We start from the raw sequence: 14,255 nt of genomic DNA, 5'->3' as shown, positions 1-14,255 counted from the left end.
GGCAGCCGAAAAAATGCCCCACGGAATTCTTCCCTCTTTGTATACGGCTCCCGTGTTAATGCCGCAGACTCGGTGTGTTTACGGGGTGTTGCGAAGTCCTCACACGGTCGGCGCGCTCCGCCCCGGCGGCCCCGCCCGGAAATCGGAGCCGGTGCGCGGCGGTGGCGCGCTCGGTGTGCACGGACGTGATGGTCCGGGCCCGGTCGCTGTCGCCGCGCGCGACGGCGTCCACGATGCCGCCGTGCTCCGCCCAGGACTCCACGGGGTTGGCAGGCGCCTCGACCGCGTACATCCAGGCGATCTTGTGCCGCAGCTGGGCGAGTGTCGAGGTCAGGGCGGGGCTGCCGGACGCCTGTGCGAGCGTCTCGTGGAACCAGCCGCCCAGGGAGCGCAGATCCTCGCTGGTGCCCCTCCTGGCCCGCTCCTGGCCCAGTCTGACCAGGCCGCGCAACACCTTGAGGTGCGCCTCGGTGCGCCGCTGGGCGGCGCGGGCGGCGCCCAGCGGCTCCAGCAGCATGCGCATCTCCAGCAGGTCGGCGGCCTCCTGCTCGGTCGGCTCGGCGACGCACGCGCCCGCGTGCCGCCGGGTCACCACGAACCCCTCGGCCTCCAGGGTGCGCAGCGCCTCGCGCACGGGGACCCGGCTGACGCCGTAGCGGCGGGCGAGCAGTTCCTCGGTGAGACGGCTGCCGCGCTCGTAGACACCCGCGACGATGTCATCACGGATCGCCGTGCATACCGAGTGCGCCGGAATACGCATGACCGACCTCCGCCTTAATCCCCGTGAAACGTCGATGATTGACGTGTGTTCCAGCGACTCTATTGCAGTGAGCCGGAATTTCCGATGGCGGACCGGAATCCAGGGATATTTTTTGGACAGGAGGTGCGTCACAAGAGGTTCGCACAACAGGGAAAGCCCCGGCTCGGTGAGCCGGGGCCTCCTGGGAAGCGGTGGGTCCGTCAGACGTTCACGCCGTGCGAGCGCAAGTACGCGACGGGGTCGATGTCCGAGCCGTACTCGGCCGTCGTCCGGGCCTCGAAGTGCAGATGGGGGCCGGTGACGTTGCCGGTCGCCCCGGAGAGGCCGATCTGCTGGCCGGGGGTGACGGTCTGACCGACGGAGACGCCGATGGACGACAGGTGGCCGTACTGGGTGTACGTGCCGTCGTTCATCTTGATGACGATGTTGTTGCCGTACGCCCCGCCCCAGCCCGCCTCGACGACGGTGCCGGCGCCGACCGCGAGGACGGTGGTGCCGGACGCGGCGTGGAAGTCGACGCCGGTGTGGCTGCCGGAGGACCAGACGGCACCGCCGGCCTTGTAGCCGGTGGAGATGTAGGAGCCGCTGATGGGGGCGACATAGGCGTTGAGGCGCTCGCGCTCGGCCGCGCGGGCGGCACGGGCCTTGATCTCCTCGCGCTCCTTGGCGGCGGCACGTTCCTGCTCGGCCTTCTCGGCGGCGGCCTTGCGGGCCTCCTCCTGCGCCTTCTTCTTGACCGCGGCCACCTCGGCGGCCTGCTGCTGCGCGACGGCCTGGGCGTCGACCTGGTCGGCGACCGTGTCGCCGAGGACGATGATCTGGTTCAGGCCGGTCTGCTCGACTGCGGGCTCCTCCGCGGCGAGCGCGGGAGCGGCCAGGGTGCCGATGACACCGGTGGTGGTGAGAGCGGCTACGCCCACGTTCCTCGTGGTCGTGCGCTGCACACGGCCGGGACGGCGGTGCTTCCCGGGGGCGCGGGTGAACGCCATGAAGTGGCTGGTCCTTTCCTTCCCTCTCGCCTACCGGGTTAGCTGACGGGTTCGGAGCAGGAAGGTCTCCTACGGCTGCCCCCCGTTTCGCGTCGCTCGCGAAGGGCACCCGATTCACCCCAGGGACTTCGGTGGGTCCCCGGCTCCCCTGGCTCGCGCCATGCGGGGACTCGGCGATGACTGTCCGGTGCCGCGGCTGCGGCGAACTTCTGACGAACAGCCGGACTGACGCTAAGTGCGTCGTCTTCGAAATAACAAACGGATCACAGGATTTGTTAAGTACGCCACAGGTCAGACACACAACCTCCGCCATCAATACGGACAAACAAGGGCCCTGGTGACTCTTCAGTCACCAGGGCCCCACGGACACGCGTCCTTCTGTCCGGTTTCTCCTCGGCCTCCGCTCGGCTTCTACTCGGCCGGTACGACCGTGACTTCACCGATTCCGAGGGCCCTGACCGGCTCCTCGATCTGCGCGGCGTCCCCGACGAGGACGGTCACCAGACGGTCCACCGGGAAGGCGCTCACGGCGGCGGCGGTGGCCTCCACGGTGCCGGTCGCGGCGAGTTGGCGGTACAGCGTCGACTGGTAGTCGTCCGGCAGGTACTGCTCGACCTGGTCGGCCAGCGTGCCCGCCACGGCCGCGGCCGTCTCGAACTTGAGGGGGGCGACCCCCACCAGGTTCTGTACGGCGACATCGCGTTCGGCGTCGGTCAGGCCCTCGGCCGCCAGCGTGCGCAGAACCGTCCACAGATCGTCCAGCGCCGGACCGGTGTTCGGGGTGTCCACCGAGCCGCTGATGGCGAGCATCGCGACACCGGAGCCGTCGGACGCCGAGCGCAGCACCTGGCCGAACGCGCGCACCCCGTAGGTGTAGCCCTTCTCCTCGCGCAGGACGCGGTCCAGCCGGGAGGTGAGGGTGCCGCCGAGGCAGTAGGTGCCGAGCACCTGGGCCGGCCACACACGGTCGTGCCGGTCGGCGCCCACCCGGCCGATGAGCAACTGGGTCTGCACGGAGCCGGGACGGTCCACGATGATCACACGCCCGGTGTCGTCGGCGCTCACCGACGGCACGACGCTCGGCTTGGCCGGGGAGCCCGTCCAGGCGCCCAGGGTGTCGCCGAGCAGCGCGTCGAGGTCGACCCCGGTGAGGTCGCCGACGATCACGGCGGTGGCCGTCGCGGGACGCACATGCCGCTCGTAGAAGGCGCGTACGGCCGCGGAGTCGATGCCCTCGACGGTCTCCTCGGTGCCCTGGCGGGGCCGCGACATCCGGGACGTGGCCGGGAACAGCTGCCGGGAGAGCTCTTTGGCGGCCCGGCGGCCCGGGTTGGCGGTCTCGTGCGGGATCTCGTCGAGCCGGTTGGCCACCAGCCGCTCGATCTCGCTGTCCTCGAACGCGGGTGCCCGCAGGGCGTCGGCGAGCAGGCCCAGGGCCTTCTCCAGCCGCGACACGGGCACTTCGAGGGAGAGCCGGACGCCGGGGTGGTCGGCGTGCGAGTCGAGGGTGGCGCCGCAGCGCTCCAGCTCGGCGGCGAACTCCTCGGCCGTGTGCTTGTCGGTGCCCTCGGAGAACGCCCTCGTCATGATGGTGGCGACACCGTCGAGGCCGGCCGGTTCGGCGTCCAGGGGCGCGTCGAGGACGACCTCGACGGCGACGACCTGCTGGCCGGGGCGGTGGCAGTGCAGCACGGTCAGGCCGTTGTCCAGGGTGCCGCGCTCGGGCGCCGGGAACGCCCAGGGGCGGGCTTCGCCGGCCTGGGGCTGCGGGTGGAAGTCCATGGTCGCGAGCTCGGTCACTTCGCCGACTCCTCGGTCTCGTCGGTGGTTTCGGCGGCCTCGGCCGCGGTGGCTCCGTCTTCGGCGGCCTCTTCGGTGTCGTCCTCGCCGGCGACGGGCTCGTACACGAGCACCGCGCGGTTGTCGGGCCGCAGGCGCGCCTTGGCGATCTCCTGGACCTCGTCGGCCGTCACCTCCAGGACGCGGTCGACGGCGGTGAGGGCGAGCTTCGGGTCGCCGAACAGGACCGCGTACCGGCACAGTTCGTCGGCGCGGCCCGCGACCGTGCCGAGCCGGTCCAGCCACTCGCGCTCCAACTGGGCCTGGGCGCGCTCCATCTCCTCCGCCGTCGGGCCCTCGGCGGCGAACCGGGCGAGCTCCTCGTCGACGGCTGCCTCGATGACGGGGACCTCGACGTCACCGGAGGTCTTCACGTCCATCCAGGCCATGGAGGGCGCGCCGGCCAGCCGCAGCAGACCGAACCCGGCCGTCACGGCCGTGCGGTCACGGCGGACGAGCCGGTTGTACAGGCGGGACGATTCGCCGCCGCCGAGGATCGTGAGCGCCAGGTCGGCCGCGTCGCACGCGCGCGTGCCGTCCTCCGGCAGCCGGTAGGAGGCCATCAACGCGCGCGCGGGGACGTTCTCCTCGACGACCTCGCGCAGCTGCTCGCCCATGACGTCGGGCAGGGCGCCGTCACGGGGCGCGGGCTTGCCGTCGTACGAGGGGATGGAGCCGAAGTACTTCTCGACCCAGGCGAGGGTCTGCTCCGGGTCGATGTCGCCGACGATCGACAGGACGGCGTTGTTGGGCGCGTAGTACGTCCTGAAGAACTGCTGGGCGTCCTCCAGGCTGGCCGCCTCCAGGTCGTCCATGGAGCCGATCGGCGTGTGCCGGTAGGGGTGGCCCTCCGGGTAGGCCAGGCGGAAGATCTTCTCGAAGGCGGTGCCGTAGGGCACGTTGTCGTACCGCTGGCGGCGCTCGTTCTTGACGACGGCCCGCTGGTTGTCCAGGTTCTTCTGGTCGAGCGCGAGCAGCAGGCTGCCCATGCGGTCGGCCTCCAGCCACAGCGCCAGCTCCAGTTGGTGGGTGGGCATGGTCTCGAAGTAGTTGGTGCGCTCCCAGCTGGTGGTGCCGTTCAGCGAACCGCCCGCGCCCTGGACCAGCTCGAAGTGGCCGTTGTCCTTGACCTGGCCCGAGCCCTGGAACATCAGGTGCTCGAAGAGGTGGGCGAGGCCCGTGCGGCCCTTCACCTCGTGGCGCGAACCGACGTCGTACCAGAGGCAGACCGCGGCGACCGGGGTCAGGTGGTCCTCGGAGAGCACCACGCGCAGGCCGTTGTCCAGGCGGTGCTCCCTCACTGTCAGGCCTTCGGAGCCGGCCTCGGCTGTGGCCGTGTGACCCATGGGCGGTACGTCCCTTCGATCGCTGTGCTGTGGTCGTCGCTGTGTCGTCGTCGCTGTGCTGTGGTCGCTGTGCTGTGGTCGCTCTGTTGTGGTCGCTCTGTTGTGGTCGCGGAATCCGTGGTCGTGTTCCGTCGTGGAATCGTCGCGGAAACCGCCGTTTTCCTGCCGGTCCTGCCACTGTATGCAAGCGCGCGGACCCCTGGAGAAGTTCCCGGGGCTCGTACGCCGAGAGCGAGACCGGGGTTGCGGGCGACGGTCAGTGGTTAAGGTCGGCGCACGCTGTTGACGCGGCGGCCCGCGAGGGCGTGCCCGGCCGTCGGCGCCGGGTCGTGTCGGGGTTGTCAGTGCGGCAGTCCACAATGGTGCGCGTCAGATCCCGTTCACGTCTCGGAGAGAGTGGACCGACACACGTGAGCGCCCCGTAGGTGAGCGACCAGAAAAAGAGGAGCCGGCAGCGATGGCCCGCCGCAGCACGAAGACCCCGCCGCCCGACGACGCGTTCGAGGAGCGGATCCTCGACATCGACGTCGTCGACGAGATGCAGGGCTCCTTCCTGGAGTACGCGTACTCGGTCATCTACTCCCGAGCTCTGCCGGACGCCCGTGACGGTCTGAAGCCGGTGCACCGCCGGATCGTCTACCAGATGAACGAGATGGGCCTGCGCCCCGACCGCGGCTATGTGAAGTGCGCCCGCGTCGTCGGCGAGGTCATGGGCAAGTTGCACCCGCACGGCGACTCGTCGATCTACGACGCCCTGGTGCGCCTCGCCCAGCCCTTCTCCATGCGGGTCCCCCTGATCGACGGCCACGGCAACTTCGGCTCGCTGGGCAACGACGACCCACCGGCCGCCATGCGGTACACCGAGGCCCGGATGGCCGACGCGACGAGCCTGATGACGGAGTCGATCGAAGAGAACACGGTCGACTTCACGCCCAACTACGACGGCCAGGAGCAGGAACCGGTGGCCCTGCCCGCCGCCTTCCCGAACCTGCTGGTCAACGGCGCGTCCGGGATCGCCGTCGGTATGGCCACCAACATGCCGCCGCACAACCTGAGCGAGGTCATCGCCGCCGCCCGCCACCTCATCAGGTACCCGAACGCCGACCTGGACACGCTGATGAAGCACGTCCCGGGCCCGGACCTGCCGACCGGCGGCCGGATCGTCGGTCTCTCCGGGATCAGGGACGCCTACGAGTCGGGCCGCGGCACCTTCAAGATCCGTGCCACGGTGGCGGTGGAGACCGTGACGGCCCGCCGCAAGGGCCTCGTCGTCACCGAACTGCCGTTCACCGTCGGCCCGGAGAAGGTGATCGCCAAGATCAAGGACCTGGTCGGCTCGAAGAAGCTGCAGGGCATCGCCGACGTCAAGGACCTCACCGACCGCGCGCACGGCCTGCGCCTGGTCATCGAGATCAAGAACGGCTTCGTGCCGGAAGCGGTCCTGGAGCAGCTCTACAAGCTGACGCCGATGGAGGAGTCCTTCGGCATCAACAACGTGGCCCTGGTCGACGGCCAGCCCCTCACCCTGGGCCTGAAGGAACTCCTGGAGGTCTACCTCGACCACCGCTTCGAGGTCGTCCGCCGCCGCTCGGAGTTCCGCCGCGGCAAGAGGCGCGACCGGCTCCACCTGGTCGAGGGTCTGCTCACCGCGCTGGTGGACATCGACGAGGTCATCCGGCTGATCCGCTCCAGCGACAACTCCGCGCAGGCCAAGGAGCGCCTGATGGAGCGCTTCTCCCTGTCGGACATCCAGACGCAGTACATCCTCGACACCCCGCTGCGCCGCCTCACCCGGTTCGACCGCATCGAGCTGGAGTCCGAGAAGGACCGGCTCAACGCCGAGATCGCCGAGCTGACCCGCATCCTGGAGTCGGACGCGGAGCTGCGCAAGCTGGTCTCCGGCGAACTGGCCGCGGTGTCCAAGAAGTTCGGCACCGAGCGCCGTACGGTGCTGCTGGAGTCCTCGGGCACCCAGGTGGCCACGGTCCCGCTCCAGGTCGCGGACGACCCGTGCCGGGTGCTGCTGTCGTCGACGGGTCTGCTGGCCCGTACGGCGAACGGCGAGCCCTTCGCGGCGGACGAGGACGGCAAGCGCGCCAAGCACGACGTCATCGTCTCGGCGGTCCCGGCGACGGCCCGGGGCGAGGTGGGCGCGGTGACCTCGACGGGCCGTCTGCTGCGCCTGAACGTGGTCGATCTGCCGCAGCTGCCGGACACCTCGGCGGCCCCCAACCTGTCGGGCGGCGCCCCGCTGACGGAGTTCCTCTCCCTCCAGGACGGCGAGACGGTCATCTGTCTGATGACGCTCGACGAGTCCTCGCCGGGCCTGGCCATCGGCACCGAGCAGGGTGTCGTCAAGCGTGTGGTGCCCGACTACCCCACCAACAAGGAGGAGTTGGAGGTCATCACGCTCAAGGAGGGCGACCGGATCGTCGGGGCCGTCGAGCTGCGCACCGGCGAGGAGGACCTCGTCTTCATCACGGACGACGCCCAACTGCTGCGCTACCAGGCCTCCCAGGTCCGCCCGCAGGGCCGCCCGGCCGGCGGCATGGCCGGTATCAAGCTCACCGAGGGCGCGAAGGTCATCTCGTTCACGGCCGTCGACCCGGCCGCGGACGCCGTCGTCTTCACGGTGGCGGGCTCCCGAGGCACCCTCGACGACTCCGTGCAGACCACGGCCAAGCTGACCCCGTTCGACCAGTACCCCCGCAAGGGCCGCGCCACGGGCGGCGTGCGCTGCCAGCGGTTCCTTCGCGGCGAGGACTGCCTCTCCATCGCCTGGGCGGGCCCGGTCCCGGCCCGTGCCGCCCAGAAGAACGGCACCCCGGCCGACCTCCCGGAGATGGACCCGCGCCGCGACGGCTCGGGCGTGTCCCTGGGCAAGACGGTCGCGTCGGTGGCGGGACCGGTGTGAGCCCGAGCCCTCAGACGGCGTCGTAGGAGGCCTCGGGTTCCTCGGGCTCCTCGGCCTCCGTCCCCCGGACATAGCGAAGGACGCCCCACATGCCGTGCTCGTCGGCGTGCGGGGCGTCCTTCTCGCCCTCGCACGCCTCCAACTCCTTGGTCAGGGCCGGGGCGTCGATCCCGGCCCCGATGAGCACGAGCTGACTGAGCCGGCTCTCGTCGCCGCTCCCGTCGAGGTCGGCCCAGGGCTCGGGAGTGAACCGCAGGAACCGCCCGACGGCGTGCACGGCGTACCGGTTCCGGGGGTCGTGGGGCCCGAAGTCGACGTATCCCTTGATGCGGTAGAGCCCGTCCGCCCGCCCGTCCAGGAACTCCATGAGCCGCCGGGGGTCGAGCGGCACATCGGAGACGAAGGAGACACTGTCGTAGCCGCTGTGCAGATGCCCGGCGTGCTCGTCCCCCTCGTGGTGCGCGTCGTGATGCCCGTCGCCGTGCCCGTCGTGGTCCTGTCGGGGGAGGTCGTCGAAGGACAGCTGCCCGACGCGCTCCTCGGAGGGCCGGCAGTCGAAGAGGAACTCGGGGTCGACGCGCCCGTAGGTGGCGGGTACCACGGCGGCGCCTTCGGCCAGCGAACGGACGAGCGTCAGCACCCGCTCCCCGTCCTCGGCCCGGTCGAGCTTGTTGACGACGACGAGGTCGGCGATGGCGAGATGCCGGTCGATCCCGGGATGCCGCCGCCGGGTCTCCAGGAACTCGGCGGCGTCCACGACCTCGACGAGCCCGCCGTACACCACCCGGGGATTCTCGCCGGCGAGCACCATCCGCACGAGTTCCTGCGGCTCCGCGAGCCCGCTGGCCTCGATGACGATGACATCGATCCCGGCGGACGGCTCGGCGAGCCGGTCCAGATAGACGTCCAGCTCACTGGCGTCGACGGCACAGCACAGACACCCGTTGCCCAGCGACACGGTGGAGTCGCCGAGCGCGCCCGCCACGGCCATCGCGTCGATCTCGATCGCCCCGAAGTCATTGACGACGGCACCGATCCGGCTGCCGCCGCTGCGGTGGAGAAGATGATTGAGCAGCGTCGTCTTACCGGAACCGAGGAACCCGGCGAGAACGACGACGGGGATCTGCGACACACCCTGCGCGACAACACTCGGGTTCGGACTCGACGACTGGCTCAACACGCGCCCTCTCTCACACCGTTGCGCGCGCCGGCTCGCGGCCGGTCACCGCACGAGGGCGACTCATGGACCGGCTCTCACCGGAACGCAGCAGCTCTCGTACGTCCCTTGAATGCCGCCCCAGGATACGAGTGCGGGTGGGCACCCCGTGGAGCGCACGGTTGTCAGCGGCGCCCGCAGGGCACACGGTGGGCATGGCGCCGGTTCGCGCGACCCGCGCATCCCTCCGTGCGCCTCCTCTCCGCCTCCAGCCGACCAGCGCCTCTCGGCGACACTGAGAGGCGGCAAGCGCCGCCCACCGCTCGCCGGTCCCCATCCCGTCGCCCCGGACCCGACGACCGGCGGACGGCCGCCTGAACCGGGGGTTGACATGGCCACACGGAATTCCTGGATACGGAGGCTTCGCTCCACCGCCACAGCAAGAGCATCGGCCCTGCTGCCGGTCTCCCGCCGCCACCGGCGAGCCTCACTCAGCGAACAGCACCGGCTCCACTTCGATCTGCTCTGCAAGGCCATGGACGACCCGGCCCTCGCCGCCGTTCTGGACACCTACGAGAGCGACGTCCCGCCGGAGGCGCAACGCCAGTACCTGTTCGCGAACGCCCTCTACATCAACGCCCTCCATTTCCATCGGATCGGGACGCTGAACAGGGCGGAGCTGTACGGGCATCTGCGGATCATGTGCCGGAACAAGATCTTCCAGGAGTACTGGGAGTCGACCCGGCATCACAGGAAGAGCCTCGCCGAGGCCTCGGAGGAAGCCGAACTGGGGCGGATGACGGACGAGTTGATCCAGGAACTCACCGACGCCGACACCGATGAGTGGTGGGTGGTGGGAGAGCCACCGGACGAGTCCGCATGACCTCGCGCTCCACACCCGGCGCCCGTGCGCCGGTGACTGCCCCCGCACGCGGGCCGGGGCCCTGACCTGCCGAGGACATCGCCGATCGGGCCCCCGCACGGCATCAGGAGGGGTCGTCAAGCGGGTACGGAGAACTTCACCTGCCCGCCCGCCTCCATCTCACGTACCCGGACCGGCCGAGTCGCCTATCTTGTCGTCTGGCCCTCTCCGGGCACTCCGGCGATCATCCTTCGGCTCGGAGACAGGACGCTCCGAAGCACACCTCCGCCTCGGCGGCCACTGCACTCGGAGGGCATTCCTCTCTCTCCGAGTCCTTAAGGCTGGTACCTCTCCGTGAAAATCGTTCGACGTGTCGGGGCTTCGCCTCGTGAGCGCGGCAGCGCCACCGGGCAGACGTGTCCCGACATCTTCGAGCTCAGCGACGGCAGCTTCGCCGTCATCGGGCGCGAGGCCACCGCGGAGCTCGACCCCGAGCTCCCTCCCGACGCCGCACGTGCCGACTACGAGCGGATCGTGATCATCACTCGCGAGACGCTGGTCCGCGCGAAACCGGAGATCCCCGACGCCTGAGCCTCGTCCCGGCGCCGGCGGAAGCAGTCGCCGCGCCGGCGGAAGTAATCGCCGAGCCGACGAAACGGTCGCCGCGTCCGCGTCAGGGCCGAACGACGCACGGGCCCGCCACCCCCAGGTGGCGGGCCCCGCTCATGACCACGCCACGCCAGGTCGGCCCGCGGATCCCACGCGAGGTCCCGTATGCGCCCCTCGCGGACCCCCTTTGCACCCCTTCGGCCCGGCCGGAATTCGCTCGCGGGCAAGTCAGGTTAGGCTCACCTCTGTGAGTACGTGCACATCCGCGTCCCGACACCTCGACGAGCCTCTCGCGGGGACCGCCGCCACGGCGAGGACATGGCTGCTGCTGGAACAGCCCGGCCCCTGGGGCGTCAAGGCGCTCACTTCGAGCCACCTGGACCCCGCGCTCGGCCGTGCCCTCGAAGCCGCGACGGAGGGCGCCGGCGTACGCGTGGCGCTCATCCGGCGCCCCGGCCGCCACGCGGACCGCCGTGAGGTGCGTGAGCGCCGGGTGTACGTGGCCCACACCGTCCCCGGGAACGTCTGGCTGCACAGCGCCACGACGTCCGCCCCCGAACGACTGCTCGACCTCGACTTCGCCGCGCTCGGCCGGGGCGATCACGACTCCTTCGGGACGGTTCTGCGAGGTCGGCCCCACACCGGCGACCCCCTCGCGCTCGTCTGCACCAACGGCAAGCGCGACCGCTGCTGCGCCCTCCTCGGCCGTCCCCTCGCCGCCGAACTGGCCGCCTCCGGGGTCGAGGGCACCTGGGAGGTCACCCATCTGGGTGGCCACCGCTTCTCCCCCACCCTGCTCGTGCTGCCCTTCGGCTATGTGTACGGCCGCGCCGAGGCCCACCACGTCAAGGAGGTCCTCCAGGGCGTACGGGAGGGCCGTGTCGTCACCGAGGGGTGTCGTGGCGGCTCCGCCTGGGAGCGCCCCGGACAGGCGGCCGAGCTGGCGGTGCGGACCAGGACCGGCGAGGGCGCGGCCGACACGCTCACCGTCCTGCGCACGGACGGCGCGGCACCCCGCTGGGACGTGACGGTCGCCCACACCGACGGCCGCCGCTGGACCGTCACCGTCTCCCAGGGCGCCGCCCAGCCGCCCCGCCCGGAGAGCTGCGGCTCGGCGCTGGGTTCCCCGGCGAGGATGGACGTCCTGACCGTACGAGAACTGTCACCGGCCGCGGCGACGCGCTAGCGACCCGCTCCCGCCCCCGACCGGGCGCTGTACGAACGCCAAGCATCTGAGATCCGCGCCACACCCCACTACGAGCGGCCCGTCCCGTCCACGTACCGTCATGGGTATGAGCCCCACTCCGCCCGCGCGCCGCCTGCGTCTCGGCATGCCTCGGCGGGTGTTCTCGCAGGTCCTGCTGATGCAGGTGGCGATCGCCGCCGGCGTCGCCGTCCTCGCGACCGGGCTGTTCCTCGCGCCGCTCAGCGAACAGCTGGACGACCAGGCGATGCGCCGGGCGCTCGCGATCGCGCAGACCACGGCGGCCCAGCCGCAGATCGCGGAGGACCTGGTGTCGTCGCGGCCGTCCGTGAACGGCCCCGTGCAGATCGAGGCAGAGCGGATCCGGAAGGCCAGCGGGGCCGAGTACGTGGTCGTGATGGACCGGGTCGGCGTGCGCTGGTCGCACCCCGACCCGGCGGAGATCGGTGGGCTCGTCTCGACCGATCCGCGCCGCGCCCTGGCCGGGAACGAGGTCATGGAGATCGACTCGGGGACGCTGGGGCGCTCCGCCCGGGGCAAGGTGCCGCTGCGTGACACCGACGGGAGGATCGTCGGCGCCGTCTCGGTGGGCATCGAGTACGACAGCGTGCGCGCCCGGCTGATCCACGCGATCCCCGGGCTCCTGGCGTACGCGGGCGGGGCCATGGCCGTCGGGGCGCTGGCCGCGTATCTGATCTCCCGGCGGGTGCATCGCCAGACCCGTGACCTGGCCTTCTCCGATATCGCGGGGCTGCTTGCGGAGCGCGAGGCGATGCTGCACGGCATCCGGGAGGGCGTGGTCGCGCTGGACCGCGCCGGGCGCGTGCGCCTCCTGAACGACGAGGCGCGACGGCTGCTCGGGATAGGCGACGAGGCGGTCGGCCGGTCGCTCGACGACGCGCTCGGCCCCGGCCGTACCACCGATGTGCTGGCGGGCCGGGTCACGGGCACCGATCTGCTGACCGTGCGCGGTCAGCGCGTACTGGTCGCCAACCGCATGCCCACGGACGACGGGGGCGCCGTGGCCACCCTGCGCGACCGCACCGAACTGGAGCAGCTCGGCCGCGAACTCGACTCCACGCGCGGTCTCACGGACGCCCTGCGCGCCCAGGACCACGAGCACGCCAACCGGATGCACACCCTCCTCGGCCTGCTCGAACTGGAGATGTACGACGAGGCGGTGGAGTTCGTCGGCGAGGTGGTCGGCGACCACCGGGCGACCGCCGAGCAGGTCACCGAGAAGATCCACGATCCGCTGCTGGCCGCGGTCCTGGTCGGCAAGGCGACCGTCGCGGCCGAGCGCGGAGTGGCCCTGTCGGTCGCGGACACCACGATGCTCCCGGACCGGCTGATCGACCCCCGTGGGCTGGTCACCGTCGTCGGCAACCTCGTCGACAACGCCCTGGACGCCGTCGCGGGCACCCCGCACGCGCGCGTGGAGGTCGATCTGCGCGCCGAGGGACGCACCGCGATCCTCCGCGTACGGGACACGGGTCCCGGAGTACCGCCCGACAGGCGGGAGTTGATCTTCGCGGACGGCTGGTCCACCAAGACCCGCCCGGCCCACCGCGAGCGCGGCATCGGGCTCTCCCTGGTGCGCCGGCTCGCCGAACGGCAGGGGGGCAGCGCCCGGGTCGCGGAGGCGGAGGGCGGCGGCGCGGAGTTCACCGTCGTGCTGCCCGACGCCCTCGCCGAGCCCGACCCGACGACGCGGCCGTCCGCACCGGCGCTCGTCCCCACGGCACCCGACACCTCCACGGCACCCGACGACGGACCGGCCCGGCAGGACGAGCCGACGGCCGGCCACGACGGGCGACCGGGCCCCGAGCGGGAGCCCGGAGCCGCCATCACAGCCGCCGACAAGGAGTCGCGATGATCGAGGTCCTGATCGTGGACGACGACGTCAGAGTCGCCCGCGTCAACGCCGCCTACGTGGAGAAGGTCGCCGGTTTCCACGTCGTCGGCGTGGCCCACAACGCGGCCGAGGCGCTGCACCGGCTGGAGTCGTTGCCCCACGTGGACCTGGTCCTGCTGGACCACTATCTGCCGGACGGCACGGGTCTCGTGGTCGTCCAGGAGATGCGGCGCCGGGGCCACCAGAGCGACGTGATCATGGTGACGGCGGCCCGCGACGTCTCGACCGTCCAGGCCGCGATGCGTCAGGGCGCGCTCCAGTACCTGGTCAAACCGTTCGCGTTCGCCGGGCTGCGGGCGAAGCTGGAGGCGTACGCGGAGCTGCGGCGCACTCTGGACGGCGGCGGCGAGGCCGAACAGGCCGAGGTGGACCGGATCTTCGGCGCCCTCTCGACGGGCGGCGAGCCGGACCTGCCCAAGGGCCACTCCGCCACCACCACCGAGCTGGTGCGCCGCGCCCTGATGACCGCCGAGGGCGCGCTGTCCGCCCAGGAGATCGCCGAGCGGACCGGTCTGAGCCGCCAGACCGCCCAGCGCTATCTGAAGCTCCTGGAGCGCACGGGACGGGCCCGGCTGACCCTCAAATACGGCGACGCCGGCCGCCCGGAGCACCGCTACGAATGGGCGACCCGCCCCTGAGGTCCCCCGACGCGCCCCCGTTC

The 14,255-nt window shown here is 71.2% G+C and carries 11 protein-coding genes and 1 riboswitch; of the genes, 6 read left to right on the top strand and 5 right to left on the bottom strand.

The window, feature by feature from the left end:
- Positions 1-55 precede the first annotated feature (55 nt).
- The 4 genes from F9278_RS36830 to F9278_RS36815 form a co-directional block, all read right to left on the bottom strand.
- Positions 56-760, bottom strand: coding sequence for a GntR family transcriptional regulator (locus F9278_RS36830; RefSeq protein ID WP_152172167.1), 705 nt, complete (start codon positions 758-760; stop codon positions 56-58).
- A 200-nt stretch (positions 761-960) separates the two neighbouring features.
- Positions 961-1,749: a M23 family metallopeptidase gene (locus F9278_RS36825; protein WP_152172166.1), complete on the bottom strand. Its 789-nt coding sequence runs from the start codon at positions 1,747-1,749 to the stop codon at positions 961-963.
- A gap of 12 nt (positions 1,750-1,761) precedes the next feature.
- Positions 1,762-1,935: riboswitch (cyclic di-AMP (ydaO/yuaA leader) on the bottom strand.
- A gap of 225 nt (positions 1,936-2,160) precedes the next feature.
- The gene (locus F9278_RS36820; RefSeq protein WP_152172165.1) at positions 2,161-3,549 is read right to left on the bottom strand and encodes a M16 family metallopeptidase; all 1,389 of its coding nucleotides are present in this window, start codon (positions 3,547-3,549) and stop codon (positions 2,161-2,163) included.
- Positions 3,546-4,934, bottom strand: a complete 1,389-nt coding sequence (locus tag F9278_RS36815) for a M16 family metallopeptidase (protein ID WP_193241797.1) — start codon at positions 4,932-4,934, stop codon at positions 3,546-3,548. Before F9278_RS36815 ends, F9278_RS36820 begins: the two co-directional genes overlap by 4 nt.
- A 457-nt stretch (positions 4,935-5,391) precedes the next feature.
- Here F9278_RS36815 and F9278_RS36810 point away from each other — a divergent pair, with 457 nt between their 5' ends.
- Positions 5,392-7,848, top strand: coding sequence for a DNA gyrase/topoisomerase IV subunit A (locus tag F9278_RS36810; protein WP_152172164.1), 2,457 nt, complete (start codon positions 5,392-5,394; stop codon positions 7,846-7,848).
- 10 nt (positions 7,849-7,858) lie between these two features.
- On the opposite strand, the gene F9278_RS36805 is transcribed toward F9278_RS36810, so the two are convergent.
- Positions 7,859-9,025 (bottom strand): CobW family GTP-binding protein, encoded by a 1,167-nt coding sequence (locus F9278_RS36805; protein WP_404818975.1) that lies wholly within the window; start codon positions 9,023-9,025, stop codon positions 7,859-7,861.
- Between the two features lie 370 nt (positions 9,026-9,395).
- On the opposite strand from F9278_RS36805, the gene F9278_RS36800 reads away from it, so the two are divergent.
- From F9278_RS36800 to F9278_RS36780, 5 genes are all read left to right on the top strand, one after another.
- Positions 9,396-9,887, top strand: coding sequence for a DUF6082 family protein (locus F9278_RS36800; RefSeq protein ID WP_152172162.1), 492 nt, complete (start codon positions 9,396-9,398; stop codon positions 9,885-9,887).
- 333 nt (positions 9,888-10,220) lie between these two features.
- Entirely contained in the window at positions 10,221-10,457 is a 237-nt protein-coding gene (locus F9278_RS36795; RefSeq protein WP_152172161.1) for a hypothetical protein, read from the top strand.
- 265 nt (positions 10,458-10,722) lie between these two features.
- Positions 10,723-11,661, top strand: coding sequence for a sucrase ferredoxin (locus F9278_RS36790; RefSeq protein ID WP_152172160.1), 939 nt, complete (start codon positions 10,723-10,725; stop codon positions 11,659-11,661).
- Between the two features lie 106 nt (positions 11,662-11,767).
- Positions 11,768-13,555 carry an ATP-binding protein gene (locus F9278_RS36785; protein WP_226967106.1) on the top strand — a complete coding sequence of 596 codons (1,788 nt, stop codon included), beginning with the start codon at positions 11,768-11,770 and terminating at the stop codon, positions 13,553-13,555.
- Positions 13,552-14,232, top strand: coding sequence for a response regulator (locus F9278_RS36780; protein ID WP_152172159.1), 681 nt, complete (start codon positions 13,552-13,554; stop codon positions 14,230-14,232). Before F9278_RS36785 ends, F9278_RS36780 begins: the two co-directional genes overlap by 4 nt.
- The last annotated feature ends 23 nt before the right edge of the window (positions 14,233-14,255 follow it).

This window comes from Streptomyces phaeolivaceus (genome assembly GCF_009184865.1).
GTDB classification, from domain to species: Bacteria; Actinomycetota; Actinomycetes; order Streptomycetales; family Streptomycetaceae; genus Streptomyces; species Streptomyces phaeolivaceus.
This window is presented reverse-complemented; position numbering and strand designations above follow the sequence as displayed.

Excerpts from the sequence above, each read along its gene's own strand:
- F9278_RS36810 (WP_152172164.1), top strand. The coding sequence starts at position 5,392 with ATGGCCCGCCGCAGCACGAAGACCCCGCCGCCCGACGACGCGTTCGAG.
- F9278_RS36830 (WP_152172167.1), bottom strand. The coding sequence starts at position 760 with ATGCGTATTCCGGCGCACTCGGTATGCACGGCGATCCGTGATGACATC.
- F9278_RS36780 (WP_152172159.1), top strand. The coding sequence starts at position 13,552 with ATGATCGAGGTCCTGATCGTGGACGACGACGTCAGAGTCGCCCGCGTC.
- F9278_RS36825 (WP_152172166.1), bottom strand. The coding sequence starts at position 1,749 with ATGGCGTTCACCCGCGCCCCCGGGAAGCACCGCCGTCCCGGCCGTGTG.
- F9278_RS36785 (WP_226967106.1), top strand. The coding sequence starts at position 11,768 with ATGAGCCCCACTCCGCCCGCGCGCCGCCTGCGTCTCGGCATGCCTCGG.
- F9278_RS36800 (WP_152172162.1), top strand. The coding sequence starts at position 9,396 with ATGGCCACACGGAATTCCTGGATACGGAGGCTTCGCTCCACCGCCACA.
- F9278_RS36815 (WP_193241797.1), bottom strand. The coding sequence starts at position 4,934 with ATGGGTCACACGGCCACAGCCGAGGCCGGCTCCGAAGGCCTGACAGTG.